Genomic DNA, 17,080 nt, shown 5'->3' with positions numbered 1-17,080 from the left:
AATACGATTGAAATGGCAGCAAATATTATTATAAAAAAAATATCGATTAGCGAAATTGATGATTTACAAAAGATTGGCCGACAAACTTTTGAGGAAACATTTTCTGAACATAATTCTAAAGAAAACTTAGATGCCTATCTGGATGAAGGATTTTCATATGAAAAACTAACTGCCGAACTTACCAATGAAGATTCTGAATTTTACTTCGCTATTCTTGAAAATGAAGTAATTGGCTATTTAAAAGTAAATTTTGGAGATTCTCAAACAGAATTGAAAGACAGCAAAGCGCTTGAAATTGAGAGAATCTATGTTTCAAAAGAATTTCACGGAAAAAAAGTCGGGCAACTACTTTACGACAAAGCCATTGAAATTGCAAAAGAAAAAAATGCTGAATACGTGTGGCTTGGCGTTTGGGAGGAAAACGGAAGAGCCATAAATTTTTACCAAAAAAATGGTTTTGTAGAATTTGACAAACACATTTTTAAACTAGGTGATGACGAGCAAACCGACCTTATGATGAAACTTAAATTGAGTAATTAATTCCATAATTTTTTAACAGAAAACTCAAAATTGTTTTTTGTATCTGGAATTATAATGTTAAATTTATAGAACTGCTACAAGCAGAAACAGTTTTACTCATAAATCCTACTTAAATAAAAATACATATGAATATAGTCATAATAGGAGGCGGTTTTGCAGGGATAAATCTTGCAAAAGAACTTGTTAATCAGCCTGAAATACAAGTAACGCTTGTAGATAAAAATAACTATAATTTTTTTCCACCCTTAATATATCAGGTTGCAACTGCTTTTTTAGAACCATCAAGCATTAGTTATCCTTTCAGAAAGTTTTTTGCCGGTAAAAAAAATCTACAATTTCGTTTGGGAGAACTACTTTCTGTAGTTCCCGCCGAAAATAAAATAATTTTAAATAATGGCGAATTAACATACGATTATCTGGTTTTTGCCACAGGCGCTGAAACAAGTTATTTTGGTATGGAAAATGTGATGAAAAACGCCATTCCGATGAAAACCTTAAATGATGCCATCGAAATGCGAAATGCATTGCTTAAAAATCTTGAAAAAGCAGCTATTACCAAAGATATTCGCAAGCGTCGTAAATTATTGACAATTGTGGTTGCCGGAGGAGGACCAACAGGAGTAGAGGTTTCGGGAATGTTTGCCGAAATGCGAAAAAATATCCTGCTCAAGGAATATCCTGAATTAGAGACTTCAGCCAGTAATGTTTATTTAGTTGATGGAGGAGATGCTTTGTTGGCGCCAATGAGTAAAGATTCTCAAAAAGATACACTCGAAGCACTTACAAAACTAGGTGTTGTAGTAAAACTAAATACCAGAGTTGTTGATTATGTAGATGATACAGTTCATTTTGAAAATGGAGACACCATCAAAACCAAAAATTTAATTTGGGCTGCGGGAGTTTCGGCTAAAATTTTTGACGGAATTCCGAAAGAAAGCTATGGCCGTGGTCGCCGTATGGCCACAGATCAATACAATAAAGTAAACGGACTCGAAAATATTTACGCGATTGGTGATACAGCAATTTTGGCCGGAGATAAAAATTTCCCTGACGGACATCCACAAGTCGCACAGGTTGCAATTCAGCAAGGTTTAAATTTAGCCAAAAACTTTAAAGCAATCGTTAAAAATAAACCGCTTAAACCGTTTGTTTACAACGATAAAGGTTCTATGGCAATTATTGGAAAAAACAAAGCCGTAGTAGATTTACCAAGTCCCAAATGGCATTTCAATGGATTTTTTGCCTGGATTATTTGGTTATTTATCCATTTAATTTCTTTGATCACCTACAGAAACAGAATTAACACATTCTGGAATTGGATGGTAGCTTATTTTGCAAGAGATCAATCTCTTAGAATGATTATTAGACCAGAGAAGAGACAGTAAAATTTTAAATTCCAAAGTCCAATAAAAAGCCCGAATCTATCATTCGGGCTTTTATTTTATGCGTGTGATTTCTCCTTCGTCAAAATAAAAATGTGTATAAACTTTAGTTTACAATACTGCGTTACAATGCAGCTGGCTTTGGAATTTATCCGGAAGTTTAAGGATTGGAATTTAATAATCTAATGTGCAACTAAAACATCATCATCCCCAGAAATTTCTATCTTTTCCTTGATAAAACGCTTTCCAATATTCAAAACTATAAATGCAATTACTGTTGTTGATGTCATAATAATCACCATTGGCCAAACAGAATCTTTTACAAAAACCCCAACAGCAAAAGAAGCTAAAGCTCCCAATCCTAATTGAATTGCACCCATTAAGGCTGAAGCGCTTCCGGCATTTTTGGCAAACGGAGCCATTGTAAGCCCCGCAGTATTTGGATTTGAAATTCCCAGACAGCCTAAAAATAAAAACAACATTGTGATCGTCTGATATAATCCTAAAAGATTATTTACTGCTAATATCAGGAAAACAATACTGATTACAGATTGAGCAATTAAGGCTGCAAAAATCATTTGCTCACTCGAAAATCTCTTTAATAAAACAGAATTCAATTGACTTGAACCAATAAAACTTACTGACATAAAAGCAAAAATCCATCCGTATGTTTTAGCATCTACATGATAAATATCCATAAAAATTATAGGAGAGGCCGCTACATAAGTAAATAAGCCCGAAAAAGCGATAGAACCTGTAAATGCGTAAGTATAAAATTGCGGTTCTTTTAATACTTTTAAAAAGTTATTTATAATGGGTTTTGGTTTTAATGAAATCGAAGTATCCGGTTTAAAACTATTTGGTAAACCAACTTGAGCCGCTATTAAAATAGCAATTCCCATACACATTAGAATAAAAAAGACAGTATGCCAGCCATAATCTTCGGTAACATAACCACCGATTGTTGGCGCCAACATCGGCGAAAGCCCAAGAACAAGCATCAATAATGAAAATACCTTGGGAATATCTTTTACAGGAAATAAATCACGAACCATAGCAACAGAAGCAACCGTGGCAGCGCAACTACCAATCGCCTGAATGAAACGCAAAAAGATAAAAGCATCAATATTAGCGACATAAACACAGCCTAAAGAAGCCAAAATATAAACCAGTAAACCAATAAATAAAGGTTTTTTGCGTCCAAAACGATCCAATAAAGGTCCGTAAAGCAATTGTCCTGCAGAAATTCCGATAAAATAACTGGATAAACTCATCGAAACTTTAGCTACAGTGGTGTGCAAATCCTTTGCAATACCAGAAAAACCGGGTAAATACATATCGATTGAAAAAGGACCAAGAGCTGTTAAAGAACCTAAAATAAGAATAAGTTGAATATATTTTTTTGTTGTCATTTCTTAAAAAATTGCTTTTAATTTTCGGCAAAGGTAAATATTTCCTACCTTGTTAGATAGAGAAACCTTTTATATCTCAAAAAAGGGACCTGGTTTTTCTGAACATTCGGCTTTCAAAAGTGTTTTGAAGACGATAATCTTAAATTAAAAATTATGAAAAAGTACATTTTACTATTAGCATTTATTACAACATCAATTTCTTTCGCCCAAACCATTACATCTAAATTAGAAGATGCAAATCCGGCACAGTATTCTTTGCTTGAAAAAGTAAACAAATATTATCCCGACATTACACTTAATAAAGCTATTACAAATTTTTATGCCGATGGAAAAATTATTGATTCTCAACAATCATTTGATTTAAAAGGAACAAAATTTTCCAGCTATAAAATTGGAATTGAGCCGGATAATAAAAAACTATTGTTCGAATATACTTCAGACGAAACTGGAAAAGTTTACGGAGATGTTTCGCTTTTTAAAGGAAGCGCTTTACGAACAACATTTACAGAAAAAACGGGTCAGGTTGAAGTTTCCTTAGACGGAAAATCTGTTTATCAGACCAAAATCTAATTCAGATAACGAAATGTTATAATTTAAAAGTGTCACGAAAGTGATGCTTTTTTAATTTATATTTGAAAATCAAATTTATTTAAAATTTTCATTCTAATGAAAAAAATTATTCTGTTGCTGTTATTTTTTTCTTTTTCAACATATTCTCAAACAAATTCTTTTACTGGAATCTGGAGCACCGAAAATTGCAAAAGCTGTAGCAAAGAATATATTTTAAAATTAAATATGGCAGAATCTAACAAGAAAATATTTGGAACTGCGGAAATTACAAGCAGCAATGAAAAATTTGTTACAGGCGTTATGGAAATTACCGGATATGTATATGCGCTTGGTGAAAAAGCACAAATAAATATCAAAAGCAAGAATGGTTCTGCGAGCGCGGTTCTTTTTGTAAATGATGGCGTTTTACAGTTTAACAAACGTGGTGGAGCTGATTTAGTACCAGAAGAAACAATTCTGACGAAATTATACGAGTAAAGGTATATTTCAGATATATGTATTTTGAACTATAATTTATATTATGTAAAATAGACTTTTTGAGAAACCACTCTGCATTAATCTTTTACAATAAATTCCATTTCAACACTCAAATAAATATTTATCTAAATAATCTTACACTTCATTTTTAGAAAACTACTTAGAATTTATCGATTAAAGTCAAAAAAAAACGTCTAAATCGTTTTAAAAAAAGAAAATCTAATGATTTTTTAATAATAACCATATTCTGATCGTGATGCTTTCATTGTAAGGGTTTATTTTATTATTTTTACATTCGATACTTTAAAAAAATTATCAAACATATGAATACAATTGCTGAGCATATTGCAGATTTTTTAAAAGAATACCCGCCATTTAACAACTTAACTTTTCAGGAATTAGCTGATATTGCAAGCAATATTCGTGTTATCAATTTAGAGAAACACGCGGTATTGTTTGAAAATAACGATCCTTTGCATGATAGTTTTTATGTTGTGGCTTCGGGCGTTGTAAATCTGACTACAATTGCAGATGCCGAGGAAACTATTATTAATAAATGTCACGAAGGAAATATTTTTGGATTACGTCCGTTTTTTGCCAAAAATAACTACATGATGACTGCAAAAGCACGTGAAGAAAGCATTATTTATGCTATTCCGATCGCGGTTTTTAGACCTTTTGTAGCCAATAATTCTGATGTTTTAAATTTCTTACTGGAAAATTTTGCTGTAAATTCGAGACATACAAAAGACAGTTCAAGTTCTAACGGAAAAATGATTTCTGAAACTTCATTTTATGTTGATCAACAGTCAGAAATGCAATATTTACAGACACTTACCTATAATAATTCGCCATTAAAAACAGAAGCAAACCGCATTGTAAAAGATGTAGCTATTTTAATGACAGAATCTATGGTAGATAATATTGTAGTTACAGAAAAAAATAATCCAATTGGTATTGTTACTGATGCTGATTTGTCTTCGAAAATTGCTACAGGCCGCTATCCTATTACTGAAACCATCGACAAAATCATGTCGTCGCCGGTTGTTACCGTTTTAGAGAACGTTTCGCTTGCTGAGGCACAGCTACTTATGTTAAAACATAACGTTACCCATTTATGTGTTACCAAAGACGGAACGAGTAAATCTGCTGTTAAGGGAATTATTTCTGAACATGATTTAATTGTAGCTCAGGCCAGTAATCCCGGAGTTTTGATTAAAGAAATCAAACGTTCTCAGCTTCCAAAAGATTTGAAACAAATTCGTGATCGTTTATCTGATTTGATTCAGAATTCGATTCAAAAAAATATTCCACTTTCACATGTCAGTAATATTGCCAGCGAAATTAATCTGGCAATAATTAAGCGTGCGGTAGAATTGTCTATTTTAGATTTAGGCTCTCCTCCTGCTCGATTTGCATGGTTAAGCATTGGTAGTCAAGGACGTAAAGAACAGCTTTTACTTACCGATCAGGATAGTATTTTAGTTTTTGAAGATGTTACACCGGAGAAATACAGAGACGTAAAAGATTATTTTTTAAGACTGGCTAAAAGAACAACTGCAATACTTGAAAAAGTGGGTTACGAACTTTGCCCTAACGGGCATATGGGAAGTAACATGTTATGGTGTAAGTCATTGACTGACTGGACAAAACAATACAACAGTTGGATGAATACTCCAGGTGAAAATAGTAATGATTTGAGCAGTATTTTCTTTGATTATGAGATCGTTTTTGGCGAACCAAAAATTGAAGAAGCCATTGAAGGGGTAATTTTCAAAAATGCAGTTAACAATACTTTATTCTTTGATTTTCTAGGAAATGATGCTTTAAAAAGAAATTCTCCTCTGAGCTTTTTCAAAAAATTTATTGTTGAAGAAGAAGGTCCGCAAAAAGGTAAATTTGATATTAAAACCCGTGCTTTAATGCCTTTGATTGATGGAGCTCGTTTACTTATTTTAAATTCTAACATAAAAGGAATTCAGAATACTTATCTAAGATTCAAACAATTAGCAATAACGGATTCTAAAAATGCAGAAATATATTTAAGCTGTGCAGAGGCTTTTCTAATATTATCAAAATTCAGAACTGTTGAGGGATTAAAAAATGACGATTCCGGGCAATATATCAATATAAAAGAAATGTCAAAAACAGATAGAGAGAAATTAAAAAATGCTCTAACGCCAATGAAAGATCTTGAAGAATTAATCAAGAGCAAGTTTCAACTTACGCAATTTTCATAAATATGTTAGACTGGATTAAAAATATAAACAAAGAATATCCTGATTTTTGGAAGGATTACTTAACCAAATTCGAAACAAAGCCTAACAGATTTGTAGTTTTATCTACTGAAACTTCTGGCTTAAACCCGAATAAGGATGTAATTCTATCTTTGGGTGCCTTTTCTATTATTGATGACAGTATTGTAATTAAAGATAGTTTTGAATCTGTTTTATTACAATACAAATTCCTGCATGATAATGGGCTTTCTAATGAGTTTATTATCGAAAGCAAAATGATAAAAATGGAAGAGCCGGCGGCTTTGGAAGCTTTTATTAATTTTGTAGGGAATGCAGTTTTGGTAGGACATCATATTAATTTTGATATAGAAATGCTTAATAGCGCTCTTGAACGTCTCGATTGTGGAAGATTGAAAAATGAAGCGCTGGATGTTGATATGATGTATCGCAAATTAACGGACATTAACGACAAACAATTTTCACTTGACGATTTAGGAGAAATTTTCAAAATCCCAAAAAGCGATAGAAATTCTTCTTCTGAAGATGCTTATCGAATTGCGCTTTTGTTTTTGAAATTAAAATCGAGGTTGGGAATTAAATAGTTTTTTTTTGAACCATATAAGTTCATGTAAGGGATTTAAGTTTGAAAATCTTTGACAAGGATAAAAAGGAATGCTGCCATTGTCAGGCTGAGCGAAGTCGAAGCCACGTAAAGCATTGCTGATTTAGCTTGTCATTTCGAGGAACGAGAAATCACACTCGTAACTCAACAAAGATTGGCGATTTTCTTTGTGGAAATTCTAGTGTGATTTCTTGTTCCTGGAAATGACACACGGCAAACATTATATAATAAAAAAAATGCCTCTTAAATTTTAAGAGGCATTTTTGTTTTATTTCAATGAGAATTAAGCAATTCTTTCTTTTGTAATTTCTTCTACAATTTCAGGATTCAATAAAGTTGAAGTATCTCCGAAATTAGAAAAATCCCCTTCTGCAATTTTACGTAAAATTCTACGCATAATTTTTCCTGAACGTGTTTTTGGTAAACCAGAAACAAACTGAATTTTATCTAGTTTAGCAATTGGCCCAATATGGTCTGAAATATATTGGTTGATTTCTCTAGACAAGTTTTCTTTATTTCTAACTTCTCCTGTTTCTTTCAAAATTACATAACCATACAATGCATTTCCTTTTATATCGTGAGGGAAACCAACAATTGCAGATTCTGCAACTGCAGGATGCTCGTTGATTGCATCTTCGATAGGCGCTGTTCCTAAATTATGACCTGAAACAATTACGACATCATCTACACGACCTGTAATTCTGTAATATCCAACTTCGTCTCTTAATGCTCCGTCTCCTGTAAAATATTTTCCAGGGAAAGAAGAGAAATAAGTGTCTTTATAACGTTGGTGATCTCCCCAGATTGTTCTGGCGATTCCCGGCCAAGGAAATTTAATACATAAACTACCAACAACTTGATTTCCTTCAATTTCGTTGCGCTTTTCATCCATCAAAACAGGCTGAATTCCTGGTAATGGTAAAGTGGCGTACGTTGGTTTTGTTGGTGTTACAAAAGCAATTGGCGAAATCATGATTCCACCGGTTTCGGTTTGCCACCAGGTATCAACCACCGGACATCTTTTATCTCCAACGTGGTCGTTAAACCAGTGCCATGCTTCTTCGTTGATTGGTTCTCCAACAGATCCAATAACTTTAAGCGATTTTAGAGGATATTTTTGAATATAATCTAAACTTTCTTTTGCTAATGAACGGATTGCTGTTGGCGCTGTATAGAATTGTGTGATTTTATGTTTTTCGATAATATCCCAAAAACGACTGAAATCAGGATAAGATGGCACTCCTTCAAAAATTACGGTTGTTCCTCCGTTTAATAGAGGTCCGTATAAAATGTATGAGTGACCTGTAATCCATCCAATATCTGCAGTACACCAGAAAATATCATTTTCTTCGTGGCTAAATACGTTTTTAAAGGTATAAGCCGTGTAAACCATATAACCAGCCGTAGTATGAACCATTCCTTTTGGTTTTCCTGTTGATCCTGAAGTATATAAAATAAACAAAGGATCTTCGGCATCCATAATTTCCGCAACGCTATTGTCTATAGCAGCGTCTAATAATGGCTGCAACCAAACGTCACGACCGTCTTTCATTTTAACTTCAGTCTGGGTTCTTTTTACAACCAAAACTTTTTCAACTGTAGGACAAGTATCTAAAGCTTCATCAACAATTCCTTTAAGATCAATTGTTTTGTTTCCTCTGTATCCACCATCAGAAGTAATTACCATTTTACATTCGCAATCGTTAATTCTTGCAGTAACAGCAGACGCTGAAAAACCCGCAAAAATAACAGAGTGAATGGCTCCAATTCTGGCACAAGCCAATACAGCAACTGCCAATTCAGGAATCATTGGTAAATAAATACAAACACGATCTCCTTTTCGAACACCTTGCTCACGCAAAACATTCGCCATTCTTGATACTCTTTCGTATAATTCGTTATACGTTATATGTAAAGCAGTTTCTGAGGGATCATTTGGTTCAAATATAATTGCCGTTTTTTCTCCTCTTTTGCTTAAATGTCTGTCGATACAGTTTTTGGTAATGTTAACTTTAGCTTCAGTAAACCATTTTACTTCGGCTTCGGCCATATTAAAATCTACTACTTTATCCCATTGTTGGTACCAGGTAAAATTTTCCTCAGCTATTTTCCCCCAAAACTTCCTTGGTTCCCTTATTGACTTATTGTAATGTTTAAAATATTGTTCTAAATTTTCAATTTTATAATAACTCATATGTTTTTGGAATTTTTTTATAAATGTATTAAATCTCGACGTATTCTTAAAATTATTTAATTCATAAATTTTATCAATTAAAAACACATATTAAAAAAAATAGCGCTTTTTTATGTGTTTAATATAAAAATATGTGTTTTGAACTAAAAATGCGTTCTACAAAAAAGGCACGATAAATAAATATCATGCCTTTTGATTTTAACAATTTCAATAACAATTAATTTTGTAATTCTGTATTACAATGCCATGCTTTATTTTGAAAATAGCAGCAGCTTTATTAATTAAAACAGAAATTTCAACAAGCATATTTAGTTTAAAACATGCCCCTTCATTTAGGGATTAGCCTCACTTAACTTTCTCACCGAAGTTAAGTGAATGCAATATGCATCTATATCTAATTTTCTTAATAAGTGCTTACTAATTCAAAATATTACATAAAATAATGATACAGTGCAAATCCCATCACATTCGACTGTGTGGTAATTCCCAATTTATTATCCAATTTTTTTCATTGCAGTCATCGATTCTCTCAACCATGCTCCTACTTCTTCGATAGGGTGTTGGCGGATTTCTTTGTTTACAGCAATTAAAACCGCATTATCTACTCCGTTTGAAGTCGAAAATGGTTTTCCAATTATGTTTGTTTCAACATTTTTCATGTATTCAGCCAATAACGGTTTACAAGCGTGATCAAACAAATAACATCCGTACTCAGCTGTATCCGAAATTACACGATTCATTTCAAATAATTTCTTTCTTGCAATTGTATTAGCAATCAAAGGCAATTCGTGTAATGACTCATAATAAGCTGATTCTTCGATGATTCCAGCTTCTGTCATTGTTTCAAAAGCTAATTCAACACCAGCTTTTACCATTGCAATCATTAAAACTCCATTATCAAAATATTCCTGCTCTGCAATTGACGCATCAGTTGGAGGTGTTTTCTCGAAGTTAGTTTCTCCTGTTGCAGCTCTCCATTTCAATAAGTTAGCATCGTCATTAGCCCAGTCGATCATCATAGTTCTTGAGAATTCTCCAGAAATAATATCATCTTGGTGTTTTTGAAATAACGGACGCATAATGTCTTTTAATTCTTCTGCAATTTCGTAAGCTTCGATTTTTGCAGGATTAGAAAGACGGTCCATCATATTTGTAATACCACCATGTTTTAAAGCTTCTGTGATAGTTTCCCATCCGTATTGAATTAATTTTGAAGCGTATCCAGGCTCGATTCCTTTTTCTACCATTTTATCAAAACATAAAATAGATCCAGTTTGCAACAATCCGCAAAGGATAGTTTGCTCACCCATTAAATCTGATTTTACTTCTGCTACGAAAGATGATTTTAAAACTCCCGCTTTATGTCCTCCAGTTGCAACAGCATACGCTTTTGCCTGATCTAGACCAGCACCATTTGGATCATTCTCCGGGTGAACTGCAATTAAAGTTGGTACACCAAATCCTCTTTTGTATTCTTCACGAACTTCAGAACCAGGACATTTAGGAGCACACATAATTACTGTAATATCTTTACGAATCTGCATTCCTTCTTCAACAATATTAAATCCGTGAGAATAAGCTAAAGTCGAACCTTGTTTCATTAATGGCATAATTGCAGTAACTACTGCAGTATGTTGTTTATCAGGAGTTAAGTTACAAACTAAATCAGCAGTTGGAATTAATTCTTCATAAGTACCAACTTTAAATCCGTTTTCAGTTGCATTTTTATAAGATGCTCTTTTTTCAGCAATTGCATCTGCACGTAATGCATATGAAATATCCAAACCAGAATCTCTCATGTTCAATCCCTGGTTCAAACCTTGTGCACCACAACCTACAATAACAACTTTTTTTCCGGCTAATGCTGCAATTCCGTCTGCAAATTCTGATTGCTCCATAAATTCGCAAACGCCTAATTGTTCTAATTGTAATCTAAGTGGTAGTGTGTTGAAATAATTTGCCATTTTCTTTTAAATATTTAATAAGTGTAATTTATAATTGATACTATTTTAGGGCTTCTAATAATGTTGAAATTTCCATTTTTTCTTTCGAAACAGATATTCTTCCTGAACGCACAAATTGCATAATGCCGTAAGGTTTGAATTTTTCGTATAATTCTTCAATTTCAGAACGTCTTCCGGATTTTGAAATCACGAAGAAATCTCGCGAAACCGTTACAATTGTCGACTGACTATCTTTAATTATATTTTGAATCTGTTTTTCATCAAACAATAAACTTGAAGCAATTTTAAATAAGGCATTTTCAAGATAAATAGTTTCTTCATCTGTATGATAAAATGCTTTTATAACCTCAATTTGTTTTTCAATTTGTCCAACAATATTCTGAACCCATTTTTCTGTTGTATTGACTACAATGATAAATCTTGAAACATTCTCTATTTCTGATTCTGAAACGTTTAGACTTAATATATTAATGTGACGCTTTAAGAATATTCCTGATATTCTGTTCAACAAACCCACGTTATTTTCTGAATATACCGATATGGTAAATGTTTTATCTTCCATGTAATTTTTGTTTAAAGTTTATTTTGTTTCAGGTTTCACGTTTCAAGTTTCTACAACTTGAAACAAAATAAACCTGAAACTTGAAACTTCTTTCTCTAGCTTAATCTAATTTCTGAAACGCAAGCTCCTGTTGGAATCATTGGGAAAACGTTGTTTTCTTTTTCTACCATGACTTCTAAGAAATAAGAATCTTTTGAAGCCAGCATTTCTGCGACTGCTGCATCAAGATCTTCTCTTTTTGCAACTTTCTTAGATTTAATATGATAACCTTCAGCAATTGCAACAAAATTTGGATTGATCATTTTTGTTGAAGCATATCTGTTGTCAAAAAACAATTCCTGCCATTGACGTACCATTCCTAAAAACTCATTGTTTAGAACCACAATTTTTACCGGAACTTTTGTTTGAAAGATAGTTCCCAATTCCTGAATTGTCATCTGGAATCCTCCATCACCAATAATGGCTACAACTTCGCGATCCGGTCTTCCCATTTTGGCTCCAATTGCAGCCGGAAGTGCGAATCCCATTGTACCTAAACCGCCGGAAGTAATATTACTTTTGGTTGAATTAAATTTGGCATAACGACACGCAAACATTTGGTGCTGACCAACATCTGAAACAATAATGGCATCGCCTTTTGAGTGTCTGTTGATCATTTCAAGAGTTTCTCCCATTGAGATTCCTTTACCATTTGTTGGATTTAACTCTTCGTTTATAACCGTTTCAACTTCAATTTTATGTAATTCCTTAAATTCATTATGCCATAAATCATGAGATTTTGCATCAATTAAAGGCAATAATGCATTTAAAGCTTCTTTGACATCTCCTAAAACAGCAACTTCTGTTTTTACGTTTTTATCAACTTCTGCAGGATCAATTTCAAAGTGAATTACTTTTGCCTGTTTGGCATAGGTTTTTAAATTTCCGGTTACACGGTCGTCAAAACGCATTCCCAAAGCAATTAAAACATCACATTCGTTGGTTAATAAATTTGGACCGTAATTTCCGTGCATTCCCAACATCCCTACGTTTAAAGGATGATCTGTTGGCAAAGCCGAAAGTCCTAAAATTGTCCATCCAGCCGGAATTCCTGATTTTTCAATAAAAGCTTTTAATTGTTCTTCGGCCTGACCGAGAATAATTCCCTGACCAAAAACAATAAAAGGTTTTTTTGCACTATTGATTAAGGCTGCAGCTTCGGCAACTTTATCTAATTTTAATTTCGGAACCGGAATATAACTTCTGATCGAAGTACATTTTTCGTAACTAAATTCAAACTCATCAAACTGAGCATTTTTAGTTATGTCAATCAAAACTGGTCCCGGGCGTCCGGAACGAGCAATGTAAAACGCTTTTGCAATAATTTCAGGAATCTCAGAAGCTTCAGTAATCTGGTAATTCCATTTGGTTACCGGAGTCGAAATTCCGATAATATCTGTTTCCTGAAAAGCATCAGAACCTAATAAATGTTTTCCCACCTGACCTGTAATACAAACCATTGGTGTAGAATCGATTTGTGCATCTGCAATTCCGGTTACTAAATTTGTAGCTCCCGGACCAGAAGTTGCAATTGCCACTCCTACCTTTCCTGTAGCTCTGGCAAATCCCTGAGCTGCGTGTGTTGCACCTTGTTCGTGACGAACTAATACATGGTGTAATTGATCCTGAAATTTATATAATTCGTCGTAAACCGGCATGATAGCTCCTCCCGGATATCCATAAACCAAGTCTACTCCTTCTTCTAATAAACATCTTATAACGGCTTCTGCCCCTGATATTTTCATAGTATATTTTGTTTTATCAATGTCAATTTCAAAAATCAAAGTTCAATGGCAATGTCTAAAATCAATTTTAATTATAAATTTTCAATTGATTTTTTATTTTTTTGCTATTTGATTTTTGTCATTGTCATTGATTTTTGATATTGTTATTGTAAAATTAATTATCGGTAACGCAACCTGTAGAAGCGCTTGAAACCGATCTTGCGTATTTAAGTAAAACTCCTTTTGTAACTTTTAACGGCGGTTGTACCCAAGCCGCTTTTCTCGCTGCAAATTCTTCGTCAGATATTTTCAGGTCGATTGTATTTTTTACTGCATCGATCGCGATCAAATCACCATCTTTTACAAGTGCAATACCACCACCATCAAAAGCCTCTGGTGTAACGTGTCCTACGACAAAGCCATGTGAACCTCCAGAGAACCTGCCGTCTGTAATAAGAGCACAGCTGCTTCCTAATCCGGCACCAATAATTGCCGATGTTGGTTTTAGCATCTCAGGCATCCCCGGACCACCTTTTGGTCCACAATACCTGATGACGACTACATTGCCTGGTTTTATTTTTCCGGCTTGTAATCCGGGAATTACTTCAAATTCTCCTTCAAAAACTACAGCAGGACCTTCAAAGTATTCTCCTTCTTTTCCGCTGATTTTTGCTACAGCACCTTCAGAAGCAAGATTTCCATATAAAACCTGAATATTTCCTGTTGGTTTTAATGCTTTTTGAATTTCATGAATTACTTCTTGTCCGTCTTGTAAATCCGGAGTTGAAGCTAAATTTTCAGCAACTGTTTTTCCGGTTACGGTTAAACAATCTCCATGAATCAATCCTACTTTCAATAAATATTTCATTACAGAAGGAATTCCTCCAACCTCATGAATATCTTCCATCATATATTTTCCACTTGGCTTCATATCAGCCAAAACTGGTGTTCTGTCGTTAATTGCCTGAAAATCATCCAGAGTAATTTTGATATCTACAGCGTGAGCCATTGCAATTAAGTGCATAACCGCATTTGTAGAACCTCCTAAAACTGCTACAATTGTAATAGCATTTTCAAAAGCTTTGCGAGTCATGATATCTCTTGGCTTAATATCTTTTTCTAATAAAATTTTGATGGCTTCTCCCGCTGCAAGACATTCATCTCTTTTTTCCTGACTCAAAGCAGGGTTTGAAGAACTGTAAGGTAAGCTCATTCCTAATGCTTCAATAGCAGAAGACATAGTATTTGCCGTGTACATTCCGCCGCAAGCACCAGCACCCGGACATGCGTTTTGAATAACTCCTTTAAAATCTTCCGGAGTAATTTCGTTTTTAACTCTTTTTCCTAAAGCTTCAAAAGCCGATACAATATTTAAGGATTCACCTTTCCATTTTCCAGAGTGAATTGATCCTCCGTAAACCATCATCGCCGGACGGTTTAATCTTCCCATTGCGATTAAGGCTCCAGGCATATTTTTATCACAACCCGGAATTGCAATTACACCATCGTACCATTGTGCTCCCACAACAGTTTCAATAGAATCTGCAATAACATCACGAGAAACCAATGAATAACGCATTCCTTCGGTACCGTTTGAAATTCCGTCACTTACACCAATGGTATTAAAAATAAGTCCGACCAGATCTGCATCCCAAACACCTTTTTTGACGTCTTTTGCCAAATCATTCAGGTGCATGTTACAAGTATTTCCATCGTAGCCCATGCTTACAATACCAACTTGTGCTTTTTTCAAATCTTCTTCAGTTAAACCAATCCCGTACAACATAGCTTGCGCTGCAGGTTGTGTTTGATCTTGAGTGATGGTTTTGCTGTACTTATTTAATTCCATTATTGTATTATTTTTTTTAATTTTTATTCAAAAAAAAACCTTCCAGTATTTGGAAGGTTTCTAATATAGTTTTTCAATTATATTTATACCATTCCTGATGCAGATGTGCTAAACACATTGACAACAATGACAGAAGTAATAATAATTGAGATTTGCATCTTTATTTTTTTAGTGTTACAAAAGTATGAAAACTTTAAGAACTAAAAAAATAAAATCTCAACATTTACAGTACTTCTTGTTATTTATTTCAATTTTTTAATAAAAAAATTAAACAATTGTTGATTGCCCGATATGAACATTATCATTTCTAAAATATAGAAGGTCATCCTTGCTGAAAATAAAATTAGAAACAAACTCCCCTACTTCATTTGTACCGAATTTTGAATCTGGTTTTAAATCAACAGTAACTACTTTATATTCAATTGCTTTTTCGATAGCTTTATAAATCACATTTGCTTCTGTAAATAATCCGAAATGCTCTAACAACATTGCTGCTGATAAAATAGAAGCAATTGGGTTGGCAATGTTTTTTCCTTTTGCCTGAGGATAAGAACCATGAATTGGCTCGAAAAGTGCATTTTTTTCTCCTAAAGATGCCGAAGCCAGTAAACCGATTGAACCTGTAATAACACTGGCTTCATCTGATAAAATATCTCCAAATAAATTCTCTGTCAAAATCACATCAAATTGTTTCGGGTTTAAAATCAATTGCATTGCTGCGTTATCTACAAATAAAAAGTCTAAGACTACATCCGGATAATTCGCGCTTACTTTTTGAACTACTTTTCTCCATAATCTTGAGGTTTCCAAAACATTGGCTTTGTCCACCATCGTCAGCTTTTTGCGTCGGTTTTGTGCCGATTTAAAAGCTAAATGTGCAATTCTCGTGATTTCTTCTTCTGAATATTCACATAAATCCGAAGCGTGTGTTCCTTCTTCATTTAATGTTTTTGCTCCAAAATAAGCTCCACCTGTTAATTCTCTGAAAATAGTAAAATCAGCTCCGTCGATAATTTCTCTTTTTAAAGGAGAAGCATCAATTAGTGATTTATAAGGTTTTATAGGACGAATGTTGGCAAACAAACCCAGTTCTTTACGAAGCTTTAATAATCCCTGCTCCGGACGAACTTTTGCATTTGGATTATTGTCATATTTAGGATCGCCAATAGCACCAAATAAAACAGCATCGGTATTTAAACAAAGATTTAGCGTTTGCTCCGGCAATGGATTTCCTGTTTTATCAATAGCAATTGCTCCCATGAGCGCTTCTTCAAAAACAAATTCATGATTGTACACTTCGCCAATAGCGTATAAAGCTTTTTTGGCTTGTAAAATTACTTCCGGTCCAATTCCGTCTCCTGGTAAAACTGCTATTTTCAAATTCATAACGTCTCGTTCTTTATGTATTTAAATCTTTATTTTTTATCTTTTTTCTTTCGTCTATTCTCTTTATTCTATTCTCTTTATTCTATTCTCTTTCTTCTATTCTCTTTCTTCTATTCTCTTTC

General features: G+C 33.7%; 13 protein-coding genes. 6 read left to right on the top strand and 7 right to left on the bottom strand.

Annotated elements, in window-relative coordinates; all coding sequences use genetic code 11:
* Positions 1-12 precede the first annotated feature (12 nt).
* Complete coding sequence (locus SD960_RS01480; RefSeq protein ID WP_318800465.1) at positions 13-540, top strand: GNAT family N-acetyltransferase; 528 nt, start codon at positions 13-15, stop codon at positions 538-540.
* Positions 541-665: 125 nt separating this feature from the next.
* Complete coding sequence (locus SD960_RS01475; protein WP_318800464.1) at positions 666-1,925, top strand: NAD(P)/FAD-dependent oxidoreductase; 1,260 nt, start codon at positions 666-668, stop codon at positions 1,923-1,925.
* A 179-nt stretch (positions 1,926-2,104) separates the two neighbouring features.
* Here SD960_RS01475 and SD960_RS01470 read toward each other — a convergent pair whose 3' ends face one another.
* Positions 2,105-3,334, bottom strand: a complete 1,230-nt coding sequence (locus tag SD960_RS01470; protein WP_318800463.1) for a multidrug effflux MFS transporter — start codon at positions 3,332-3,334, stop codon at positions 2,105-2,107.
* Between the two features lie 153 nt (positions 3,335-3,487).
* On the opposite strand from SD960_RS01470, the gene SD960_RS01465 reads away from it, so the two are divergent.
* From SD960_RS01465 to SD960_RS01450, 4 genes are all read left to right on the top strand, one after another.
* Positions 3,488-3,904 carry a hypothetical protein gene (locus tag SD960_RS01465; RefSeq protein ID WP_318800462.1) on the top strand — a complete coding sequence of 139 codons (417 nt, stop codon included), beginning with the start codon at positions 3,488-3,490 and terminating at the stop codon, positions 3,902-3,904.
* A gap of 96 nt (positions 3,905-4,000) precedes the next feature.
* On the top strand, positions 4,001-4,381 hold the full coding sequence (locus tag SD960_RS01460) for a hypothetical protein (protein WP_318800461.1): 381 nt from the start codon (positions 4,001-4,003) through the stop codon (positions 4,379-4,381).
* A 323-nt stretch (positions 4,382-4,704) separates the two neighbouring features.
* On the top strand, positions 4,705-6,621 hold the full coding sequence (locus SD960_RS01455; protein ID WP_318800460.1) for a DUF294 nucleotidyltransferase-like domain-containing protein: 1,917 nt from the start codon (positions 4,705-4,707) through the stop codon (positions 6,619-6,621).
* A 2-nt stretch (positions 6,622-6,623) separates the two neighbouring features.
* Complete coding sequence (locus SD960_RS01450) at positions 6,624-7,220, top strand: 3'-5' exonuclease (RefSeq protein WP_318800459.1); 597 nt, start codon at positions 6,624-6,626, stop codon at positions 7,218-7,220.
* Between the two features lie 303 nt (positions 7,221-7,523).
* Here the strand turns inward: SD960_RS01450 and acs are convergent, their stop codons facing one another.
* From acs to leuB, 6 genes are all read right to left on the bottom strand, one after another.
* Positions 7,524-9,434, bottom strand: coding sequence for an acetate--CoA ligase (gene acs / locus SD960_RS01445; protein WP_318800458.1), 1,911 nt, complete (start codon positions 9,432-9,434; stop codon positions 7,524-7,526).
* Positions 9,435-9,928: 494 nt separating this feature from the next.
* Positions 9,929-11,398: a ketol-acid reductoisomerase gene (ilvC, locus tag SD960_RS01440; protein ID WP_318800457.1), complete on the bottom strand. Its 1,470-nt coding sequence runs from the start codon at positions 11,396-11,398 to the stop codon at positions 9,929-9,931.
* Positions 11,399-11,438: 40 nt separating this feature from the next.
* Positions 11,439-11,960, bottom strand: a complete 522-nt coding sequence (gene ilvN / locus SD960_RS01435; RefSeq protein WP_042567004.1) for an acetolactate synthase small subunit — start codon at positions 11,958-11,960, stop codon at positions 11,439-11,441.
* Positions 11,961-12,055: 95 nt separating this feature from the next.
* A complete protein-coding gene (gene ilvB, locus SD960_RS01430) occupies positions 12,056-13,744 on the bottom strand; it encodes a biosynthetic-type acetolactate synthase large subunit (RefSeq protein WP_318800456.1) in 1,689 nt (562 codons plus the stop codon).
* A 154-nt stretch (positions 13,745-13,898) separates the two neighbouring features.
* The gene (gene ilvD, locus SD960_RS01425) at positions 13,899-15,572 is read right to left on the bottom strand and encodes a dihydroxy-acid dehydratase (protein ID WP_318800455.1); all 1,674 of its coding nucleotides are present in this window, start codon (positions 15,570-15,572) and stop codon (positions 13,899-13,901) included.
* A 267-nt stretch (positions 15,573-15,839) separates the two neighbouring features.
* On the bottom strand, positions 15,840-16,958 hold the full coding sequence (gene leuB / locus SD960_RS01420; protein WP_318800454.1) for a 3-isopropylmalate dehydrogenase: 1,119 nt from the start codon (positions 16,956-16,958) through the stop codon (positions 15,840-15,842).
* Positions 16,959-17,080: the final 122 nt, after the last annotated feature.

The organism is Flavobacterium sp. MMLR14_040 (genome assembly GCF_033657265.1).
In the GTDB taxonomy this organism is placed as follows: domain Bacteria; phylum Bacteroidota; class Bacteroidia; order Flavobacteriales; family Flavobacteriaceae; genus Flavobacterium.
Note: the sequence above shows the minus strand (reverse complement) of the source record. Positions and strands in the feature narration are given on the sequence as shown.

Coding starts and splice junctions, on each gene's coding strand:
- SD960_RS01480 (WP_318800465.1), top strand. CDS start 13: ATGGCAGCAAATATTATTATAAAAAAAATATCGATTAGCGAAATTGAT.
- SD960_RS01475 (WP_318800464.1), top strand. CDS start 666: ATGAATATAGTCATAATAGGAGGCGGTTTTGCAGGGATAAATCTTGCA.
- SD960_RS01470 (WP_318800463.1), bottom strand. CDS start 3,334: ATGACAACAAAAAAATATATTCAACTTATTCTTATTTTAGGTTCTTTA.
- SD960_RS01465 (WP_318800462.1), top strand. CDS start 3,488: ATGAAAAAGTACATTTTACTATTAGCATTTATTACAACATCAATTTCT.
- SD960_RS01460 (WP_318800461.1), top strand. CDS start 4,001: ATGAAAAAAATTATTCTGTTGCTGTTATTTTTTTCTTTTTCAACATAT.
- SD960_RS01455 (WP_318800460.1), top strand. CDS start 4,705: ATGAATACAATTGCTGAGCATATTGCAGATTTTTTAAAAGAATACCCG.
- SD960_RS01450 (WP_318800459.1), top strand. CDS start 6,624: ATGTTAGACTGGATTAAAAATATAAACAAAGAATATCCTGATTTTTGG.
- acs (WP_318800458.1), bottom strand. CDS start 9,434: ATGAGTTATTATAAAATTGAAAATTTAGAACAATATTTTAAACATTAC.
- ilvC (WP_318800457.1), bottom strand. CDS start 11,398: ATGGCAAATTATTTCAACACACTACCACTTAGATTACAATTAGAACAA.
- ilvN (WP_042567004.1), bottom strand. CDS start 11,960: ATGGAAGATAAAACATTTACCATATCGGTATATTCAGAAAATAACGTG.
- ilvB (WP_318800456.1), bottom strand. CDS start 13,744: ATGAAAATATCAGGGGCAGAAGCCGTTATAAGATGTTTATTAGAAGAA.
- ilvD (WP_318800455.1), bottom strand. CDS start 15,572: ATGGAATTAAATAAGTACAGCAAAACCATCACTCAAGATCAAACACAA.
- leuB (WP_318800454.1), bottom strand. CDS start 16,958: ATGAATTTGAAAATAGCAGTTTTACCAGGAGACGGAATTGGACCGGAA.